The organism is Novosphingobium taihuense, assembly GCF_007830315.1.
Lineage (GTDB): Bacteria > Pseudomonadota > Alphaproteobacteria > Sphingomonadales > Sphingomonadaceae > Novosphingobium > Novosphingobium taihuense.
The window spans coordinates 126,376-141,770 of the sequence record NZ_VLKJ01000006.1; the positions used below are offsets into that span (position 1 = coordinate 126,376).

17 protein-coding genes are annotated in these 15,395 nt (G+C 64.6%); 8 read left to right on the forward strand and 9 right to left on the reverse strand.

The genetic code is table 11. The annotated features are described in order from the left end of the window. Window positions 1–24: 24 nt before the first annotated feature. The 6 genes from IQ25_RS13200 to IQ25_RS13225 all read left to right on the forward strand — a co-directional run bounded on the left by IQ25_RS13200 (window position 25) and on the right by IQ25_RS13225 (window position 7,621). The gene (locus IQ25_RS13200; protein WP_144906567.1) at window positions 25–2,877 is read left to right on the forward strand and encodes a 2-oxoglutarate dehydrogenase E1 component; all 2,853 of its coding nucleotides are present in this window, start codon (window positions 25–27) and stop codon (window positions 2,875–2,877) included. A 27-nt stretch (window positions 2,878–2,904) separates the two neighbouring features. Next, window positions 2,905–4,149, forward strand: coding sequence for a 2-oxoglutarate dehydrogenase complex dihydrolipoyllysine-residue succinyltransferase (gene odhB / locus IQ25_RS13205; RefSeq protein ID WP_144906569.1), 1,245 nt, complete (start codon window positions 2,905–2,907; stop codon window positions 4,147–4,149). A gap of 80 nt (window positions 4,150–4,229) precedes the next feature. Then, the gene (lpdA, locus tag IQ25_RS13210) at window positions 4,230–5,630 is read left to right on the forward strand and encodes a dihydrolipoyl dehydrogenase (RefSeq protein ID WP_144906571.1); all 1,401 of its coding nucleotides are present in this window, start codon (window positions 4,230–4,232) and stop codon (window positions 5,628–5,630) included. Between the two features lie 109 nt (window positions 5,631–5,739). Further along, window positions 5,740–5,937, forward strand: coding sequence for a hypothetical protein (locus IQ25_RS13215; protein ID WP_144906573.1), 198 nt, complete (start codon window positions 5,740–5,742; stop codon window positions 5,935–5,937). A 6-nt stretch (window positions 5,938–5,943) separates the two neighbouring features. Beyond that, window positions 5,944–6,990, forward strand: coding sequence for an NAD(P)H-dependent flavin oxidoreductase (locus IQ25_RS13220; RefSeq protein ID WP_144906575.1), 1,047 nt, complete (start codon window positions 5,944–5,946; stop codon window positions 6,988–6,990). Next, entirely contained in the window at window positions 6,983–7,621 is a 639-nt protein-coding gene (locus IQ25_RS13225; RefSeq protein WP_144906577.1) for a trimeric intracellular cation channel family protein, read from the forward strand. The genes IQ25_RS13220 and IQ25_RS13225 overlap by 8 nt, the downstream gene beginning before the upstream one ends. 46 nt (window positions 7,622–7,667) lie before the next feature. Here IQ25_RS13225 and IQ25_RS13230 read toward each other — a convergent pair whose 3' ends face one another. The 8 genes from IQ25_RS13230 to IQ25_RS13265 form a co-directional block, all read right to left on the reverse strand. Further along, window positions 7,668–8,669, reverse strand: a complete 1,002-nt coding sequence (locus IQ25_RS13230) for an NADPH:quinone oxidoreductase family protein (RefSeq protein WP_144906579.1) — start codon at window positions 8,667–8,669, stop codon at window positions 7,668–7,670. 93 nt (window positions 8,670–8,762) lie between these two features. After that, on the reverse strand, window positions 8,763–9,371 hold the full coding sequence (gene leuD, locus IQ25_RS13235) for a 3-isopropylmalate dehydratase small subunit (protein ID WP_144906581.1): 609 nt from the start codon (window positions 9,369–9,371) through the stop codon (window positions 8,763–8,765). 41 nt (window positions 9,372–9,412) lie between these two features. Beyond that, window positions 9,413–9,574: an LPXTG cell wall anchor domain-containing protein gene (locus IQ25_RS13240; protein ID WP_144906583.1), complete on the reverse strand. Its 162-nt coding sequence runs from the start codon at window positions 9,572–9,574 to the stop codon at window positions 9,413–9,415. A gap of 59 nt (window positions 9,575–9,633) precedes the next feature. After that, window positions 9,634–10,131: a DNA-deoxyinosine glycosylase gene (locus IQ25_RS13245; protein WP_144906585.1), complete on the reverse strand. Its 498-nt coding sequence runs from the start codon at window positions 10,129–10,131 to the stop codon at window positions 9,634–9,636. After that, window positions 10,128–11,210, reverse strand: a complete 1,083-nt coding sequence (locus tag IQ25_RS13250; RefSeq protein ID WP_246415778.1) for a zinc ribbon domain-containing protein — start codon at window positions 11,208–11,210, stop codon at window positions 10,128–10,130. Before IQ25_RS13250 ends, IQ25_RS13245 begins: the two co-directional genes overlap by 4 nt. Window positions 11,211–11,275: 65 nt before the next feature. Continuing rightward, window positions 11,276–11,806 carry a hypothetical protein gene (locus IQ25_RS13255; protein ID WP_144906587.1) on the reverse strand — a complete coding sequence of 177 codons (531 nt, stop codon included), beginning with the start codon at window positions 11,804–11,806 and terminating at the stop codon, window positions 11,276–11,278. Between the two features lie 7 nt (window positions 11,807–11,813). Next, window positions 11,814–13,253 (reverse strand): 3-isopropylmalate dehydratase large subunit, encoded by a 1,440-nt coding sequence (leuC, locus tag IQ25_RS13260; RefSeq protein WP_144906589.1) that lies wholly within the window; start codon window positions 13,251–13,253, stop codon window positions 11,814–11,816. A gap of 97 nt (window positions 13,254–13,350) precedes the next feature. Continuing rightward, a complete protein-coding gene (locus IQ25_RS13265; protein ID WP_144906591.1) occupies window positions 13,351–13,737 on the reverse strand; it encodes a hypothetical protein in 387 nt (128 codons plus the stop codon). A gap of 136 nt (window positions 13,738–13,873) precedes the next feature. Between IQ25_RS13265 and IQ25_RS13270 the strand changes: the two genes are divergently transcribed. Beyond that, entirely contained in the window at window positions 13,874–14,389 is a 516-nt protein-coding gene (locus IQ25_RS13270) for a sterol desaturase family protein (RefSeq protein WP_144906593.1), read from the forward strand. Beyond that, window positions 14,386–14,832 (forward strand): hypothetical protein, encoded by a 447-nt coding sequence (locus IQ25_RS13275; RefSeq protein WP_144906595.1) that lies wholly within the window; start codon window positions 14,386–14,388, stop codon window positions 14,830–14,832. Before IQ25_RS13270 ends, IQ25_RS13275 begins: the two co-directional genes overlap by 4 nt. Here IQ25_RS13275 and IQ25_RS13280 read toward each other — a convergent pair. Next, window positions 14,819–15,394 (reverse strand): hypothetical protein, encoded by a 576-nt coding sequence (locus IQ25_RS13280; RefSeq protein ID WP_144906597.1) that lies wholly within the window; start codon window positions 15,392–15,394, stop codon window positions 14,819–14,821. The two genes, IQ25_RS13275 and IQ25_RS13280, sit on opposite strands and share 14 nt — an antisense overlap. Window position 15,395 lies beyond the last annotated feature (1 nt).

The following is a 15,395-nucleotide window of genomic DNA, read 5'->3' on the forward strand; positions in this document are numbered from 1 at the left end:
CCCCGGGGGGACCAGGAGTTGAAAATGGGTTCTGAACTGCACGATTTCGACGTGGATCCCGCTCAGGAGGGTCCGCAGCCCGGACCTTCGTGGGCAAGCAAGCGATGGCCGATCACAGATGCTGCCGCTGGCGACGACCTGACCCAGGCAATGGACCCGATGGCGCTCAAGCTTGCCATCGAGAAGTCCGCCAAGAAGGGCGGCGCGCAGCTGGACGAGGCTGCGCTGCAGCAGGCGGCGATGGATTCGATCCGCGCGATGACGCTGATTCGCACCTACCGCGTGCGCGGCCATCTGGCAGCAGATCTCGATCCGCTCGGCCTTGCCCGCCAGAAGCTTCCCGCCGACATCTCGCCCGAATACCATGGCTTCACCGCGGCCGACATGAACCGCAAGGTCTATATCGGTGGCGTGCTTGGCCTTGAATGGGCAACGCTGACCGAACTGGTGGCGATCCTGCGCGCCAACTACTGCGGGCATATCGGCTTCGAATACATGCACATCGCGGACGTGGAGGAGCGCCGCTTCATCCAGGACCGCATCGAAGGCGGCGACAAGTCGGTCGACTTCACGCCCAACGGCAAGAAGGCAATCCTCGCTGCCGTGGTGCGCGGTGAGCAGTACGAGAAGTTCCTCGGCAAGAAGTATGTCGGCACCAAGCGCTTCGGGCTTGATGGCGGGGAATCGATGATCCCGGCGCTGGAAGCGGTGATCAAGTACGGCGGCCAACTGGGCGTCAAGGAGATCATCTACGGCATGGCCCACCGTGGCCGCCTCAACGTTCTCGCCAACGTGATGGCCAAGCCTTACCGCGTGATCTTCCACGAGTTCTCGGGCGGCAGCGCAAACCCGCAGGACGTGGGCGGATCGGGCGACGTGAAATACCACCTCGGCACCTCGACCGACCGCGAGTTCGACGGGACCAAGGTGCACATGAGCCTTGTGCCCAACCCGTCGCACCTCGAAACGGTCGACCCGATCGTGCTCGGCAAGGTTCGTGCCCAGCAGGTTTTCCGCGACGACATCGGCGATGACGTCGGCCCCGATGCCCGCCACAAGCAGGTGCTGCCCGTGCTCATTCACGGCGACGCGGCCTTTGCAGGCCAGGGCATCGTCTGGGAGTGCTTCGGCCTTTCGGGCGTGCGCGGCTACAACACCGGCGGTTGCATCCACTTCATCATCAACAACCAGATCGGCTTCACCACCTCGCCCCAGTTCTCGCGCGGGTCTCCTTACCCGTCGGACGTGGCCAAGGGCGTGCAGGCACCGATCCTGCACGTAAACGGCGACGATCCGGAAGCTGTGACCTTCGCCTGCAAGATGGCGATCGACTACCGCCAGAAGTTCGGCCGCGACATCGTGGTCGACATGTGGTGCTATCGCCGCTTCGGCCACAACGAGGGCGACGAGCCTTCGTTCACGCAGCCGCTGATGTATGCCAAGATCCGCCAGCACCCCGGCGTCAGCGACATCTATGCCAAGCGCCTGGTCGGCGAAGGCGTGATCGACGCGAACTACAAGGGCGAGATCGAGAGCCACTTCGTGGCGACGCTCGAGACCGAGTTCGAGGCATCGAAGGGCTACAAGGCCAACGAAGCCGACTGGTTCGGCGGTCGCTGGTCCGGCTTCAACAAGCCGGCGGACCCAGTCACCGCGCGCCGCAACGTCGGCACCGGCATCGACCAGAAGCTGTTCGACAGCCTTGGCCGCACGCTGACCACGGTTCCCGCCGACCTCACCGTCCACAAGACGCTGGGCCGCGTGATCGACGCCAAGCGCGAGATGTTCTCGAGCGGCCAGGGCTTTGACTGGGCGACCGGCGAGGCGCTGGCGTTCGGCAGCCTCGTCTCCGAAGGCTATGGCGTGCGCCTGTCCGGGCAGGACTGCGGACGCGGCACCTTCAGCCAGCGTCACGCGGTGTGGGTCGACCAGACTGACGAGCGCAAGTACGTGCCGCTCAAGACGCTGCCGCACGGCACGTTCGAGGTGCTGGATTCGACGCTTTCGGAATATGGCGTGCTCGGCTTCGAGTACGGCTATGCCAGCGCCGACCCCAAGAGCCTCGTGCTGTGGGAAGCGCAGTTCGGCGATTTCGCCAACGGTGCGCAGATCGTGATCGACCAGTACATCGCTGCATCCGAAGCCAAGTGGCTGCGCGCCAACGGCCTCGTCATGCTGCTGCCGCACGGGTATGAAGGCCAGGGGCCAGAGCACTCGTCGGCACGCATGGAGCGTTACCTGCAGCTGTGCGCTGAAGACAATATTCAGGTGTGCAACATCACCACGCCGGCCAACTACTTCCACGTGCTGCGCCGGCAGATGCACCGTCCGTTCCGCAAGCCGCTGATCATCATGACGCCCAAGAGCCTGCTTCGCCACCCGCTGGCAAAGTCGGTCGCTTCGGACTTCATCGGCGACAGCCACTTCATGCGCATCCTGTCGGACATCAATCCTGCAGCGGACAAGGACACCCGCAAGGTTGTGCTGTGTTCGGGCAAGGTCGCCTATGACCTGATCGAAGCGCGCGATGCGGCCGGTATCACCGACACGCAGATCATCCGCCTCGAACAGCTCTACCCCTTCCCCGGCGAGCCGCTGGCCCTGCGCCTTTCGCGGATGCCGAACCTGGAAGAAGTGGTGTGGTGCCAGGAAGAGCCGCGCAACAACGGTTCGTGGTTCTTTGTCGAGCCGCTGATCGAGGAATCGCTGAAGGCCGCCAAGAGCAAGGTGTCGCGTCCGCGCTATGCCGGTCGTACCGCTGCGGCATCGCCCGCCACGGGTCTCGCCAGCCGCCATGCCAGCGAGCAGGGCGCGCTGGTGGCCGACGCACTGGGCCTTTCGGTGCGCGGCGAGATCCGTCGTCAAAAGAAGAACTGATTTTCCTTCTCCCCGAGGAATGAGACTATGTCGATTGAAGTGAAGGTCCCGACGCTGGGCGAAAGCGTCAGCGAAGCAACCGTCGGCCAGTGGCTGAAGAAGCCCGGCGAGGCCGTGGCGCTCGACGAGCCCATCGTCAGCCTCGAGACTGACAAGGTCGCGGTTGAAGTGCCTGCGCCTGCCGCTGGCGTGCTCGGCGCGCTGGTGGCCAATGAGGGTGACACGGTGAACGTCGGCGCGCTGCTCGCGCTGATCGAGGACAGCGTGGCGGCTGCGGGCGCACAGGCCCCTGCCCCGCGCACCGAAGCGCCCGTTCCGCCCGCTTCGGCTTCGGAAGCGCCTGCTGCGGCTCCGGCTGCTGCTGCGTCTTCGGGCGATGCTGCGGCGCTGTCTCCTGCCGTGCGTCGCGCGGTGCTGGAATACGGCATCGATCCTTCGACTGTGAAGGGCACCGGCAAGGATGGTCGCCTGACCAAGGAAGACGTGATGGCTGCCGCTGCCGCCAAGCAGGCATCGCCTGCTCCGGCGGTTTCGGCTCCGGTTGCAGCACCTGCTGCTGCGGTAACGGGCGGTCGCAACGAAGAGCGCGTGAAGATGACGCGCCTGCGCCAGACCATCGCCAAGCGCCTGAAGAGCGCGCAGGAGACCGCCGCCCTGCTCACCACGTTCAACGACGTGGACATGAGTGCGGTGATGGAAGCGCGCAACAAGTACAAGGACGTGTTCGAGAAGAAGCACGGCGTGAAGCTTGGCCTGATGTCGTTCTTCGCCAAGGCCTCGGTGCTGGCGCTCAAGGACATTCCGGCGGTCAACGCGCAGATGCAGGGCGATGAGATCGTCTATTTCGATTACGTCGACATCTCGGTCGCGGTCTCGGCGCCGAACGGCCTCGTCGTGCCGGTGGTGCGCAATGTCGACAAGATGAGCTTTGCCGATATCGAGAAGGCCATCGCCAACTATGGCAAGGCCGCGCGTGACGGCACGCTGACCATGGCCGATATGGCCGGTGGCACCTTCACGATTTCGAACGGCGGCGTGTTCGGCGGCCTGATGTCGACCCCGATCATCAACCCGCCGCAGTCGGCGGTGCTCGGCCTGCACCGCATCGAAGACCGCCCGGTCGTCCGCAACGGCGAGATCGTGATCCGCCCGATGATGTACATCGCGCTGTCTTACGACCACCGTATCATCGACGGTCGCGAGGCGGTGACCGCGCTCAAGACGATCAAGGAAGCGATCGAAGATCCGACCCGCCTGCTGATCGATCTGTGATTGATATTTCGCGACTGACTTGATTCTGACGCCGTTCGTCCTGAGCTACACAAGGCACGAACGCGCAATGGAGCCGGAAAATGGCTGAATACGATTACGACGTCCTTGTCATCGGTGCCGGTCCCGGCGGCTATGTCGCGGCGATCCGGGCGGCGCAGTTGGGGCTGAAGACGGCCTGTGCAGAAGCGCGCGAGACGCTGGGCGGGACCTGCCTCAACGTCGGGTGCATTCCTTCGAAAGCGCTTCTGCACGGATCGGAGAAGTTCGACGAGGCGGTGAACGGCACGTTCGATACCTATGGCATCAAGACCGGCAAGGTCGAGCTCGACCTGACCGCGATGCAGGCGCAGAAGCTGGATTCGGTCAAGCAGCTGACCGGTGGCATCGAGTTCCTGTTCAAGAAGAACAAGGTGACCTGGCTCAAGGGGTATGCGCAGTTCGAGGACGCGCACAGTGTGACTGTCGCTGGCCAGAAGGTGACCGCGAAGAACATCGTGATCGCCACCGGATCGAACGTGACGCCCCTGCCCGGCGTGACCGTGGACAACGACGCTGGCGTGATCGTGGACAGCACCGGCGCGCTGGCGCTGGATCGTGTGCCGAACCACATGGTGGTGATCGGCGGCGGCGTGATCGGGCTTGAATTGGGTTCAGTGTGGCGCCGCCTTGGCGCGAAGGTCACGGTCGTGGAATTCCTCGACCAGTTGCTGCCCGGCATGGACGGCGACGTGCGCAAGGAAGCCGCCAAGATCTTCAAGAAGCAGGGCATGGACCTGAAGCTCGGCACCAAGGTGACCGGCGTTGCGGTGAACGGCAAGACCGCGACGCTGACAGTCGAGCCTTCGAAGGGCGGCGAGGCTTCGACGATCGAGGCCGATTGCGTGCTGGTGGCGATCGGGCGTCGCCCCAATGTCGATGGCCTGGGCCTCGACAAGATCGGCCTTGAGCTGAACGCGCGCGGGCAGATCGAGACCGACCATGACTTTGCCACCAAGATCGATGGCGTGTGGGCGATCGGCGACGTGATCCCCGGCCCGATGCTGGCGCACAAGGCCGAGGATGAGGGCATTGCCGTGGCCGAGAACATTGCCGGCCTGACCGGCATCGTGAACCACGACCTGATCCCCGGCGTTGTTTACACCATGCCCGAGTTTGCCGGCGTGGGCCTCACGGAAGAGGCAGCGAAGGAGAATGGCGAGATCAAGGTTGGCAAGTTCCCGATGCTCGCCAACAGCCGTGCCAAGACCAACCATGAGCCTGACGGCTTCGTGAAGGTCATTTCCGACGCCAAGACCGACCGCGTGCTGGGCGTTTGGTGCATCGCTTCGGTTGCCGGAACGATGATCGCGCAGGCGACGCAGGCGATGGAATTCGGCGCGACCAGCGAAGACATCGCCTACACCTGCCACGCGCACCCGACTCATTCGGAAGCGCTCAAGGAAGCAGCGATGGCGGTGACGGGCAAGCCGATCCATATGTGATCGCTGGCTATAGCCATATGAACAGGGCCGTCCTTCGGGGCGGCCCTTTTCGTTTGTGCGCTTGGGCTCCCGGCGGTAACCGCAGGGTTTGAATCGAAGGAGTGCCGCAATGGCGATCAAGCTTACCCTGACCGAAGACGAGACCGAAATCCTGATCGATGCGCTGGAAGCTGACATGGAAGGCTATCTGGAATCGGCCAAGGAAGCGCGCGGGAACAACAACCGCGAGGACGTGAAGACCTTTACCGAAGCGGCCGAACGCATTCAGGCACTGAAGGCACGGCTGGAAGCGCTGCTGGGGCAGTAAGGCGCGGTGCGCCTCGCACGCACGTTGGGCCTGCGCTATCCGCTGGTGCAGGCACCGATGGCAGGGACATCCACCCCCGCCCTCGCCGCTGCTGTGTGCGAGGCGGGCGCGCTCGGCTCGATCGCGGTAGGCGCGGTCGATGCTGGCGCAGCGCGGGCGATGATCGCAGACCTGCGCGGTCGAACGGCGAGGCCGTTCAACGTCAATGCCTTTGTGCATCGGAAGGCGGACCGCGATGCTGCGCTCGAGCGAGCGTGGATTGCGGCGATGCGCCCGCTGTTCGAGCGTTTCGGGGCGCAGCCGCCTGAAGACTTGCGCGAAATCTATCGTTCGCTGAACGACGATCCGGACATGCTGGAGGTGCTGATAGAGGCCGCTCCTGCCGTGGTGAGCTTTCATTTCGGACTGCCTCTGCCAAAGACTGTGGCGGCGTTGAAGGCGCGTGGGTCGTTGCTGGTGGCGAGCGCTACATCTTTGGCAGAAGCCGAGGCGGGTGTGGCGGCGGGCATGGATGCCATCGTCGCGCAAGGGTTTGAAGCAGGCGGGCATCGTGGCGTGTTCGATCCGGATGCGCCTGACGCGCGGCTGGGCACGCTTGATCTGGTGCGGCAGCTTACCGGGCGGATCGGTCTGCCGGTCATCGCTGCGGGCGCGATCATGGATGGCGAGGAGATCCGGGCGGCGCTGGATGCGGGAGCGGATGCGGTGCAGATGGGCACGGCCTTTGTCGGCTGTCCTGAAAGTGCTGCGGACGAAGGATATCGTGCTTTACTGGCGGAGGCTGCGGGAACGACGCTGACGGCAGCGATTTCCGGACGACCGGCGCGATGTCTGGACAATGCCTTCGTGGCTTGGGCGCGTGAGGCGACGGCGACGATCCCGGGCTATCCGATGACGTATGACGCGGGCAAGGCGCTGATTGCAGCGGCGAAGGCTGCGGGTGAACTGGGTTGGGGCGCGCATTGGGCTGGGACGGCCTTTGCTCGGGCGCGGCCGATGCCTGCGGGGGAACTCGTCGAAGTGTTGGCGCGGGAGGCGGGTTTCGATGCCTGAAATGCCGAGCGCCGATCTCTCCGCACTGATCGGACTGCTAGACCTTGTCGGCATTGCGGTGTTCGCGCTGACGGGCGCGCTGCTCGCGGCGCAGTTGCGGCAGACGTTCGTGACCATGGCGTTCTTCGCGCTGGTGACGGGCGTGGGCGGCGGATCGGTGCGTGACCTGCTGATCGGCGCGCCGGTGTTCTGGGTGCGCGACCCCTGGGTTGCGCCGGTTTGCCTTGCTGTAGCGCTGGTGAGTTGGTTCACGCCGCGTCGCTGGTGGGACAAGCCAGTCTTGGAATGGGCCGACGCGGCAGGGCTTGGAGCCTATGCGGTCCTGGGCACCGCCAAGGCGCTGGCTTTCGGAGTGCCGCCGGTGCCTGCGGTGTTGATGGGCGTGATTACCGGATGTGTCGGAGGGATCATCCGCGATGTGCTGGCAGGGCGGCCCTCGATCCTGATGCGGCCCGAGCTTTACGTGACGGCGGCGGCTTTATCCTCGGTGCTGTGTGCGGGTGGCGCGGTGCTGGGGCTGGACAAGGGACTGGTCTGGCCGGTGGCGGCAGTTGCGGGTTTCGGCCTTCGGGGCGCGGCGATCTGGTGGCGGCTGGGGTTGCCGGTCTATTCGGCAGAGCGCGAGGGTTAGACATGCCCCAGCCCCCCTCCCGCGAGCGGGAAGGGAGACGGCGAGGTCAGCCGATCATTTCAACCACGACCTTGCCCATGGCTTGCCGGTTTTCGAGCAGGGCGATGGCCTCACGCCCCTCATCGAGCGTGTAGCGCTGTGATACGCGGGGGTTGATCTTGCCCGCCTTGAGCAGGGCAAAAAGCTCCTCGACTTCGGCCTTGAAGGCGGCGGGTTCACGAGCGGTCCACGCGCCCCAGAAAACGCCGCAGACATCGCAGGATTTCAGGAGCGTAAGGTTGAGCGGAAGCTTTGCAATGCCGGCGGGGAAGCCGACGACAAGAAAGCGGCCTTCCCAAGCGATGGCGCGCAATGCGGGTTCGGAATAGTCGCCGCCAACGATATCGTAGACGATATTCGCGCCATTAGGGCCGCATGCGGCCTTGAACTGGTCAGCCAGCGCCTTGGACTGGGCCTTGTCGAAGGGCGGACGGCCATAGATCACCACGTCGTCAGCACCGGCTTCGCGGGCGACTTGTGCCTTTTCCTCACTGGAGACGGCGGCGACCACGCGGGCGCCGAAAGCCTTGGCGAGTTCGACGGCGGAGAGACCAACGCCACCTGCCGCACCAAGAATGAGCACGGTATCGCCCGCCTTGATGTGGCCACGGTCCTTGAGACCGTGGATGGTGGTGCCGTAGGTCATGAGCAGTGACGCACCGGTGGCATAGTCCACGCCATCAGGCAGCGGGAACAGGCGTGCGACGGGAGCGACGACCTTCTCGGCCAAGCCGCCGTTGCCGATCATGGCGATCACACGGTCGCCCACGGCCCAGCCGGTAACGCCCTCGCCCAGAGCCTCGATCTCGCCCGCCAGCTCGCTGCCAGGCGCGTAGGGGCGCTCGGGGCGGAACTGGTAGAGATCGCGGATCATCAACGTGTCGGGGAAATTGATCGAGCAGGCGTGGACGCGAACGAGCACTTCGCCCTTGCCCGGTACGGGATCGGGCAGTTCGTCCATGACCAGCGTTTCGGGGCCTCCCGCGGCGTGGGTGCGCAGAGCCTTCATCGAACTTCTCCCTAATGCCTGTGCGGAATCAATCCGCTTGGGGCACAGGGAAGCAAGTTTTGGCGGGCTTGGGAAGCCCTGTTAAACGGGCAATTAAGCTGCCGCTACGGCATCCGTCCCGCGGGCGAGGAAAGGCAGGCTTTCGCGCATCTTCGCCTCGTGCGTGGCGATGGCATCGCCACGCGCCATTGTCAGGCCGACTTCGTCGAGGCCATTGAGCAGGCAGTGCTTGCGGAACGGGTCGATCTCGAAAATGAAGCGATCCTGGAACGGGGTCGTCACGGTCTGGGTTTCAAGGTCGATCGAAACGGGGTCGGTCTGCGCGACTTCCATCAGCCGGTCGATCGCTTCCTGCGGGACCACAACGGTGAGGATGCCGTTCTTGAAGGCGTTGCCAGAGAAGATGTCGGAGAACGACGGCGCGATGACAGCCTTGATGCCCATGTCGCCAAGCGCCCAGGCGGCGTGTTCGCGGCTCGAGCCGCAGCCGAAATTGTCACCAGCAATCAGGATCGGCGAGCCGGAGAATTCTTCGCTGTCGAAAATGTTGTCCGGATCGGCGCGCAGAGCTTCAAACGCGCCACGGCCAAGGCCCTGACGGGTGATCGTCTTCAGCCACTTGGCGGGGATGATCACGTCGGTGTCGACGTTCTTGCGGCCGAACGGGATGGCCCGTCCTTCGATCTGCTTCACCGGTTCCATGGGCGCACGCTATAGCTGCGCGGACGCCCGATGCAAGAACCTCAATCCGTCTCGGGCGTATCGACCGGCGGAGCCTTGGGTTCGGTCTTTTCGGCGCGCTCCTTGCGGCGCGAGGCGTAGAGGAGGGCCGCGGCCAGTGCTGCCGAGCCGATTGCCGCGCCCGCCATGGCTGCCTTTCCGGTCCAGTCCGTCTTCTTCGTCACGCTTGAAACTCCTTGAATCCGGCACCCAAGATTGGCCGACCAGACGCCGATTGCAAGGATCAGGCGAGGAATTTCCGCAGCTTCGTCCACTCTTCGAGCTTGGCGTCGAATGCTAGTGCGGCGTGCGCGGGGCTGCTGGAGGGCAGGCGAAGGCGTTCGAACGCCCCAGCCCCGGCCAGTTGCGGCGCACCTACGCTGGCCGATTTCGCGCCGTTGAAGGCCACGCAGCGCAGGTCAGGCAGCGAGGCGGCGAGTGTGGCCAGCGGGTTGGGCGCAATCTCGCGAATGGCGGCATCAAGACTGCCGCGCCGGGTGGCCGAGCCGATCGAGTCCCACAAGCCGACGCGGTGGGCGAGCAGGGTTTCGAGGCGTTCGTCGTAGGGCTGCGCTACAAGGTCCTCTGCAATCACCGCGCCGAGCAATCGCCAGAACTGGTTGCGCGGGTTGGCGTAGTAGCGTGCGGCAACAAGGCTCGCTTCGCCCGGCAGGCTGCCCAGGATGAGGACGCGGGTGCGTTCGTCGACAACGGGGGCGAAGGAAGATTTGCGCCCTGTCACGCCGGCGCAGGAGAGATACTGGTCTTAGCCACATCGTCATTTGAGGGCGTGCCGCAGGTCATGCAGAAGCGGAAGAAGGCCATCTTGCGGGTGTTGCAGCTGTGGCAATGGTCGAACAGGGTCATGCCGCAGTGGACGCAGAAGTTGGACTCGGCGTCTCCCGTCGTGGCGATGGGGCGATCGCAGCCCGGGCAGACCTTGGCGGCCATCTTCTTGAACGCCTCGTCATGGCTGACGCGGGCGCGGCGGTCCTGTTCGGCCTGGGCTTCGACCTCCTGCCGATGCGCGAGATAGGCGCGCATGTTCTTGATCAGGAAGTGCCCGGCAGCAAACGTCAGGACGATGCCGACGACATAGCGGATGTATCCGCCGTAGCTTGGCAGGTAGGGCACGAGTTCCACAAAGAACACGAACACGGCGGCAAGGACGAAGCCGCGCATCAGCGGCCAGTGATCGCTCTTGCGCTTCTTGACCACCATCCATGTAGCAACTGCCAGCATCGGCAGGGTGATAGCCAAGCGCAAGGCGAAGACGCGCAGTTCCTGCCAGAACATCGCGCGTTGCTGCGCGGGGATGGCGTCGGTGATCAGGCGGTTTTCTTCACTGCGCAGCGCGTTCTCGCGCTGGTCGAGCGGGGCGCGCTGGTTTTCGAGTTCCGCGATAGCCTGCTGGATCGTGCGCTCGTTGGCCTTGAGCTGTTCAAGTTCGCGCGTGCGGGCGAGGACTTCGGGGTCCTGCTGCGGGTTGGTGGTGGCCGTGCGCGCGGCGATCCAGGCCTTGAATGTCTCGTTGGCAGTGTTTGACTGGCGCTGGGCCTGATCGAGCTGCAGGCGCTGGATTTCGAGCTTGTCGTCGATAGCGGTCCTGCCGTCAGCTATCTTGCGGATCTCGTCACGGACTGCGCGGATCGCGGGGGTGTCGTCGGCAGGGGCGGTATAGACCTGTTCCTCGACCATCGGCAGATCACCGATGACGAGATTGCCGAGGCCGATAATGAAGCCGGCAAAGACGATCGAGACCAGCCAGAGCACGCCGCGATAGACGCGTTCGGGCACGCGTACGCCCTTGATCATGTCCATGGATCACCCCTCCTTGGTTTGAGGGGAGGCTAAGCTTCGGACGGGACGTTGTAAATCGGCTGAGCCTACTTCTGGACCAGTGGGCTGACCGGGTCGCGTCCTGTTTCCCATTGCTCCCACTTGTCGCCGAGGCCGGGGTGGTCGAGCGCGCCTTCGCGCATGGCGGCGGCGGCCTGAGCGGCGGGAAGCGGGGCGAGCGGGCCATTGTCGCCCAGCATGAGTTCGTCACCCAATAGGCGGAAGTCCTGCTGGCCGGGCCGGAAAGCCTGCACCACGGTCATCACGCTGCCGCCGTACTGAACGACGTCGATCACCAAAGCATCAACCTCGCCGGTGGGCGTGCCGACCTTTACCTGGCGGGCGATGGCACAATCGGGCCACTGCGCCGCGCCTCCGGTGATGAAGGCACGGGCGGCTTCGTCCTGCTCCTTGGCGCTCGCCCCCTCGAAGGTCTGGAGCTGGCGATTGCCGTCAGCTCGCATGCACAGCGATTGCGGCTGGTAGTGGCCGCCGGGCGGCAGGTCCGACGCGGTCCAGAACGCATGGGCCATGAGAAACCCGGCGAGTTGGAGCGCGGCTGTCGGAAGGCCTGCCACGACTGCGTCAGCCGATCAGCTTGCGCACGTCGGTCAACCGGCCGGTGACGGCGGCGGCGGCGGCCATTGCCGGGCTGACGAGGTGGGTGCGGGCACCGGGGCCCTGGCGGCCGACGAAGTTGCGGTTCGAAGTGGAAGCGCAGCGTTCACCGGCGGGGACCTTATCCGGGTTCATGCCGAGGCAGGCAGAGCAGCCGGGTTCGCGCCATTCGAAGCCGGCTTCGGTAAAGATGCGGTCGAGCCCTTCATCCTCGGCCTGCTTCTTGACGAGGCCGGAACCGGGGACGACGATCGCCCACTTGACGTTATCGGCCTTCTTGCGGCCCTTCAGCACGGCGGCGGCGGCGCGCATGTCTTCAATGCGGCTGTTGGTGCACGAGCCGATGAAGATGTTCTGCACTTCGACGTCTTCCATGCGCTGACCCGGCGTCAGGCCCATGTAGGCAAGGCTCGCCCTGGCGGCTTCCTGCTTGGATGGATCGGCGAAGCTTTCCGGCGCGGGGACGAGGCCGCTGATCGGCAGGACGTCCTCGGGGCTGGTGCCCCACGTGACCGAGGGGGCAATGTCCTTGGCATCGATCACCACGACCTTGTCGTAGGTCGCGCCCGGATCGGTGGCGAGGCTGGTCCACCATGCCACGGCCTTGTCCCAATCGGCACCCTTGGGCGCATAGGGGCGGCCCTTGAGGTAGGCGAAGGTCTTTTCATCGGGCGCGCAGAGGCCTGCGCGGGCGCCGTGTTCGATGGCCATGTTGGAGATGGTCAGGCGGCCTTCGATGGACAGATCGCGGATGACCTGCCCGGTATATTCGATGACCGAGCCAGTGCCGCCCGCTGCGCCCAGTACGCCGGTGATGTGCAGGACGACGTCCTTGGCGGTGACGCCGGGCATCAGGGTGCCTTCAACGCGCACTTCCATCGACTTCGACTGCTTGAGCAGCAGGGTCTGCGTGGCCAGCACATGCTCGACCTCGCTGGTGCCGATGCCGAAGGCCAGCGCGCCGAGGCCGCCGTGGCAGGCGGTGTGGCTGTCACCACAGACAATCGTCGCGCCCGGCAGCGAGAAGCCCTGCTCCGGCCCAACGACGTGAACGATGCCCTGCTCGGCATCGGCATCGCCGATATAGCGGATGCCGAAAGCAGGGGCGTTACGCTCCAGCGCTTCAAGCTGCTGCGCCGATTCCGGATCGGCGATGGGCACGCGCTGGCCATCGGCGGTGCGCCGTGCGGTGGTGGGCAGGTTGTGGTCCGGCACCGCGAGCGTGAGATCGGGGCGGCGCACCTTGCGACCGGCTACGCGCAGAGCCTCGAACGCCTGCGGGCTGGTCACTTCATGGACGAGGTGACGGTCAATGTAGATGAGCGCAGTGCCATCGTCGCGCTGTTCGACGACGTGGGCGTCCCAGATTTTCTGGTAGAGCGTGCGGGGTGTTGCGGTGTTCGACATGGCCCACGCGGTTAGGCCCGCCCTTCCCGCAATTCAAGCAGGAAAGGGCGGGCCAGTCGCTGTTCGGGCGCAATTATGTTACGCCAACACGTCATTTTCAGCCACGGCGACCATCGCGGTCGCGACGATCGACCTGCAGGCGGTACTGGATCTGCGAAACCTTGCGTTCGAGGTGGCGATATTCTCCGGCGGAAAGACCACGGTTTGCCGAGCGGTTGTAGGCGAACTTCAGGTTCTGCACGTCGCGGCGCAGGCCCTGTGCCTCACGTGGCGAGATTGCACGATTGCGCTGGGCGCGGGCGATACGATTGTCGAGCTGCCAGATGTCGCGGCGAATCTCGGCGTTGCGTGCCGGTGTAAGGTAGGCAGCTTCTGCGCGATTGTTGCCGGGGTAGCGATCGTTGTCGTGCGCCATGGCCGGAGCAGCAGCAAAGCCTGTGGCGAGCATGGCTGAAAGGGCAGTGGCGATAATGGTCTTTCGCATGGGATAAGCTCCTCATTGGTCAGTGAGGGCAAAGTGCCGTCTGGCGGCTGAACGCCAGAAAAACGAGGCGTCGCGGCTTTCAGGCAAAGTGTAAGAATGTGTCGCGAGCCGCGATAGGTCGGTGTAAGGGAGCGCCATGCAGACGCTTGTTGCCATACTGATCGTCATCACCACGGTGCTGGTGATGGAATTCGTGGCCTGGTCCAGCCACAAGTACGTGATGCACGGGTTCGGCTGGGGCTGGCACCGCGATCATCACGAGCCGCACGACGGGTTCTTCGAGAAGAACGACCTTTACGCGGTGGTGGGGGCCGCCATCTCGATCAGCTTCTTCATGCTGGGCAGCCCGCTGGTGCTGGGCGCGGACGCGTGGTGGCCGGCGACGTTCATCGGCCTTGGCGTCATGGCCTATGGCGCTATCTATACGCTGGTGCACGACGGGCTGGTCCACCAGCGCTGGTTCCGCTGGGTGCCGAAGAAGGGCTATGCCAAGCGGCTGGTCCAGGCGCACAAGCTGCACCACGCGACGATCGGCAAGGAAGGCGGGGTGAGCTTCGGCTTCATCATCGCCCGCGATCCGCAAGTGCTGAAGAGGGAACTGCGGGCGCAGCGCGAGCGGGGGATTGCGGTGCTGCGAGAAGCGGTCGATTGAGGCGGTACGTCGTCCCGTTCCTGCGCTCCACACTGGCGGGCGTGCTGACGGCAAGCTTCCTGCCTTTTCTTTTTGCGGTCGTGATCCTGATAGCCAGCATCGTCACAGGTGAACCAACCCAAGCCTTGGTAACATTGTACGTCTTCGTAATCGCGCTTGCCTGTATCACCGCAGTGATAACGAGCGTCAGCCTCATGATCGGTTTGCCAACAAGCATCCTCCTGAGACGACTGGGGCAGTACACGAAGCGCGCCCACGTCGTTGCCGGCGTAATTCTTGGGTTTCTGGCATTCCCGGTGCTTTTTGCGACGACGGGCGACCAGGAAGGCGATGCAAGTTTCTTGTTGCTGTACGTCTACTCAGCTCTCGCCGGAGGTGTGACTGCCGATAGCTGGTGGCGCAATACATCGGCTCTGGTGGGACGAAGCCTCAAGCCAGCCTGATCTCGTTAAGCACGCCCTTGGCCAGATTGCGGAAGCGCAGGGCGTCGGAGACGGAGATGGGTTGGTTGTGCGCGGCAGCGTTGCGCAGGGCGCGCATCTCGCCGATCATGCCGAGGGTGCGGGTGGGCAGGATGCCGCGCTTGCCCAGCGCACGGCTGGCTTCGGCTGCATCCGGGCTGGCGATGAGGTGATCGTGCGCGAGCGCGGTGAGCGCCTCTTCCACCCCCGACCACGCATCGAGCACGGCGGCGTTGGGCGACAGATCGAGCAGTTGCAGAAACCGCCCGTGATCGCCTGACAGAGCGAGGTCCGGCACTGCTTCCGGCTCCGGTCGCAGCGCTGGCGCTTCGGATTCGAGCCGGTCCAATCGTTGCGCGAAACGGGCGGACTTGTCGCCCCAGCTCAGTTCATCGAGCCGGGAGAGAAGCGCAAGCAGCGGCCGCCGGAAGATCAGGGCGATGACCAGCGCGGAGAGTGGCCAGGCGAGCGAGCCGAGAACCGAAGCTGTCCAAGTCAGCCAGTCGGTCGAGCCTTCGGCGGGACCGATAGTGAGCGAGAGCATC